Annotated in this window: 2 protein-coding genes; one reads left to right on the top strand and one right to left on the bottom strand. The window is 73.5% G+C overall.

Features of this window, described 5'->3' with window-relative positions; translation table 11 throughout:
* Window positions 1–1,724: pectate lyase-like domain-containing protein (locus KMS84_RS37940; RefSeq protein ID WP_256921109.1), on the top strand; the 1,724-nt coding region annotated here is incomplete at its 5' end.
* A gap of 97 nt (window positions 1,725–1,821) precedes the next feature.
* On the opposite strand, the gene fusA is transcribed toward KMS84_RS37940, so the two are convergent.
* Window positions 1,822–3,972: an elongation factor G gene (gene fusA / locus KMS84_RS37935; RefSeq protein WP_256921108.1), complete on the bottom strand. Its 2,151-nt coding sequence runs from the start codon at window positions 3,970–3,972 to the stop codon at window positions 1,822–1,824.
* Window positions 3,973–4,456 lie beyond the last annotated feature (484 nt).

Raw genomic sequence — 4,456 nt, 5'->3', positions numbered from 1 at the left:
TCGCCGCACTCACCGCCGCTCCCGCCTCCGCCGCCCCCGCCCCCGCCGCCGCGCCGGGGGTACGTCGGGGCGCCCTGGCGGGCGGTGGCGACCTGGGGCCGAACGTCCTCGTCTTCGACCCCTCGACGCCGGACGTCCAGGCCCGCCTCGACGAGGTGTTCCGCCGGCAGGAGTCGGCCCAGTTCGGCGCCGGACGCTACGCGCTGCTGTTCAAGCCCGGCGTCTACCACGGCCTCAACGCCCAGCTCGGCTTCTACACCTCCATCGCGGGCCTCGGCCTCTCCCCCGACGACACCACGATCAACGGCGACGTGACGGTCGACGCCGGCTGGTTCGGCGGCAACGCCACGCAGAACTTCTGGCGTTCGGCGGAGAACCTCGCGCTCGTCCCGGTCAGCGGGACCAACCGCTGGGCCGTCGCCCAGGCGGCGCCCTTCCGCCGGATGCATGTGCGCGGCGGCCTCAACCTGGCCCCGTCCGGCTACGGTTGGGCCAGTGGCGGGTACATCGCCGACAGCCGCGTCGACGGCGAGGTCGGGCCGTACTCGCAGCAGCAGTGGTACACCCGGGACAGCGCGATCGGCGGCTGGCTCAACGGCGTGTGGAACATGGTGTTCTCCGGCGTGGAGGGGGCGCCCGCCCAGAGCTTCCCCAACCCTCCGTACACCACGCTCGACACGACGCCCGTCTCCCGGGAGAAGCCGTTCCTGTACGTCGACGGCGGCGGCGGTTTCCGCGTCTTCCTGCCCGCGAAGCGGACGAACGCCCGCGGGGTCACGTGGGGCAACGGCACCCCGCGCGGCTCCTCGCGGCCCCTCTCGCGGTTCTATGTCGCAAGGCCCGGTGTCTCCGCGGCCACCCTCAACCAGGCGCTCGCGCAAGGCCTGGACCTGCTGCTGACGCCGGGGATCTACCACCTCGACCAGCCGATCAGGGTGAACCGCGCCGGAACGGTGGTGCTGGGCCTCGGCTACGCCACGCTGATCCCCGACAACGGCGTCACCGCGCTCAAGGTCGCCGACGTGGACGGGGTCCGGCTCGCCGGCTTCCTCGTCGACGCCGGGCCGGTCAACTCGCCGACCCTGCTGGAGGTCGGGCCGCCCGGAGCCTCGCGCGACCACTCCGCCGACCCGACCACCGTGCAGGACGTGTTCGTGCGCATCGGCGGCGCCGGCGCCGGCAGGGCCACGACCAGCCTGGTGATCAACAACCGGCACACCATCGTCGACCACACCTGGGTCTGGCGCGCGGACCACGGCGAGGGCGTCGGCTGGGAGACCAACCGGGCCGACTACGGCGTGGTCGTCAACGGCCACGACGTCCTGGCGACCGGACTGTTCGTGGAGCACTTCAACAAGTACGACGTGCAGTGGTACGGCCAGCGCGGACGCACGATCTTCTTCCAGAACGAGAAGGCGTACGACGCCCCGAACCAGGCGGCGGTCCAGAACGGCTCGGTGAAGGGCTACGCCGCCTACAAGGTGGGCGACAAGGTCACCGCGCACGAGGGCTGGGGGCTGGGCAGCTACTGCTACTACAACGTCGACCCGACGATCGTCCAGCACCACGGCTTCGCCGCCCCGAACACACCGGGCGTGAAGTTCCACGACCTGCTGGTGGTCTCCCTCGGCGGCAACGGACAGTACGAGCATGTCGTCAACGAGACCGGGGCGCCGACCTCCGGCACCTCGACGGTGCCGTCGACCGTGGTGTCGTACCCCTGAGCCGTACGCGCCCGCACGTCCATGACCGGCGGCCGAGTCGAGCGGCCGTCGGCACCGCGGGGCACGACGTGGGCGACCACGTCGTGCCCCGCGGGGATCACCGCGCCGATGCCGCCGTCGGCGACGGCGCCGGCGCGTAACCGGTCGGCCTCGCCGTGAAGGCGCCCCGGCCCTGCGTGCGGCTGCGCAGCCGGGTCGCGTAGCCGAACAGCTCCGCCAGCGGCACGGTGGCCGTGACGACCGCCGAGCCCCCGCGCACGGTCGAGTCGGTGATCCGACCTCGCCTGCCGGCGAGATCGCCGAGGACGCCTCCCACAGCGTCCTCCGGCACGGTCACCGCGACCTCGACGACCGGCTCCAGCAGGACCACCGCGCAAGCGCGCAGGGCTTGGCGCAGCCCGAGCCGGCCCGCCGTGCGGAAGGCCATGTCGGAGGAGTCCTTCACATGCGTCGACCCGTCGACCAGGGTGACCCGCACCCCCGTGACCGGGTGCCCGCCGAGGGGACCCTCCGCCAGGGCGTCCCGGCAGCCGGCCTCGACCGCGCGCACGTACTCCTGCGGCACCCGTCCGCCGACGACGGCGGAACGGAACGCGAAACCCGTCCCGACGTCACCGGCCCCGCCCTCCCCGCCGACCGCGCCGAGCGGTTCGACGTCCAGGACGACGTGCGCGAACTGGCCCGCTCCGCCGTCCTGTTTGACGTGCCGGAAGACCACGCCGGACACCCCGCGGACGACCGTCTCGCGGAAGGTCACCCGCGGACGCCCCACGGCGACCTCCAGGCCGAGGCCGCGACGGATCTTCTCCACCGCCACCTCCAGGTGCAGTTCGCCCATGCCCGACAGCACGGTCTGACCGGTCTCGGCGTCGGTCCTGACGACGAGCGACGGATCCTCCTCCGACAGCCGTGCGAGCGCCGAGGCCAGCCGGTCGGCGTCGGCACTCGTCCGGGGCTCCACCGCCACCGACACGACCGGGTCGGGAACCCCGGGCGGTTCGAGGACGACGGACGCCTCGGGCGCGCTCAGGGTGGAGCCCGCGCGGGCCGACCTCAGCCCGACGACGGCCACGATGTCCCCGGCGACCGCCCGCTCCAGCCGGGTGTGCCGGTCGGCCTGCACCCGCAGGATCCGGCCGATCCGCTCGGTGCGCCGTGCGCCCGACTCCCACACCAGGTCCCCCTTCTCGATCGTGCCCGAGTACACCCGCAGATAGGTGAGGCGTCCGGTGGCGGTGGCCGCCACCTTGAACGCGAGCGCGGCGAACGGCGCGCCGGGATCGGCCGGACGGCGCTCGCCGCCCTCTTCGCCCGGGCGGTCGCCGGGCGCCGGTCCGCCGGTTCCCGTGGCGCGCGGCGCGGCGGCGCCGTCCCGGACGCCGCTCACCGGCGGGACGTCGAGCGGCGACGGCAGATACGCGACGACCGCGTCGAGCAGCGGTTCGATCCCCCGGTTGCGGTAGGCCGACCCGCACAGCACGACCAGCACGTCACCCGTGCGGGTGAGGTCGCGCAAGGCGTCGGACAGGGTCCGCGCGCAGAGCGTCTCCCGGTCGCAGAACTCCTCCAGCGCGGCCGGGTGCCGCTCCGCCACGGCCTCCTCCAGCAGCCGGCGCCTGCGCAGCGCGGGCGCCACGAGCTCGGGCGGCACGTCTCCTTCGACGACCGCCCCACCCGTGTCGCTCCAGGTCAGGGCCCGCATCCGGATCAGGTCGACGACGCCGGTGAAGCCGTCCTCCGTGCCGATCGGCAGTTGCACCGCCAGCGGAAGCGGGTGCAGCCGGGTGCGGATCGACTCCACCGCGGCGTCCAGGTCCGCGCCCGCCCGGTCCAGCTTGTTCACGAACGCGATCCTGGGGACGCCGTACCGGTCGGCCTGCCGCCACACGGACTCGCTCTGCGGCTCGACGCCGGCCACGGCGTCGAACACCGCCACCGCCCCGTCGAGGACGCGCAGGGCCCGCTCCACCTCGTCGGCGAAGTCGACGTGTCCGGGGGTGTCGATCAGGTTGACGCGGTGACCGTCCCAGTCGCAGCTGACGGCCGCGGCGAAGATCGTGATGCCCCGGTCGCGCTCCTGCGGGTCGAAGTCGGTGACGGTCGTGCCCTCGTGGACCTCGCCGCGCTTGTGCGTGGTCCCGGTGGCGTACAGGATCCGCTCGGTGACGGTGGTCTTGCCGGCGTCCACATGGGCGAGGATGCCCAGGTTGCGCACGGCGTGGAGCTGACGGTCGAGGTGGTTGCGCATGGCCCTTGGCCTTTCGGGGTGTTCCGGGAACGGGCGGCGCGATTTCCTGACGTGATCCATGGCCGGCTTCGCGGAGCACCGCACGGCGGGCTCCACGGCGCGTTCCGTCGCGCGCTCCGGTGAGCGCGGCCGCGGCGGTCCACGGGACGGCGCCGAGCATGACGGATCGTCAGGCGAAGGGGCCGTGACGACGCGTCGTGGTGTTCAGGCGTCCGTCAGGATCACCGGTGCCGGCCGCGCGGCGAGCACCGGACCGACGTGGACACGAGGATCACCTCGTAGCGGGAGCGGGGAGCCACGGCAGCGGTGTGGTCACGCATGGCCGGACTCCCCTCGTTCGTCACGTCACGGTGCGCCGCCCTCGACGTGGGCCGCGCTCGGTCCGGCGAGTGTAGGGCCGAACGACCGTGCCGGGCACGCGATTTAACGGCCCCGGCCCCGGCCCCAGCCCTGCCCGCTCCCGCTACGAGGTGATCCTCGTGTC

The sequence above is a fragment of the Streptomyces hilarionis genome, from assembly GCF_024539675.1.
Lineage (GTDB): Bacteria > Actinomycetota > Actinomycetes > Streptomycetales > Streptomycetaceae > Streptomyces > Streptomyces hilarionis.
Note: the sequence above shows the minus strand (reverse complement) of the source record. Positions and strands in the feature narration are given on the sequence as shown.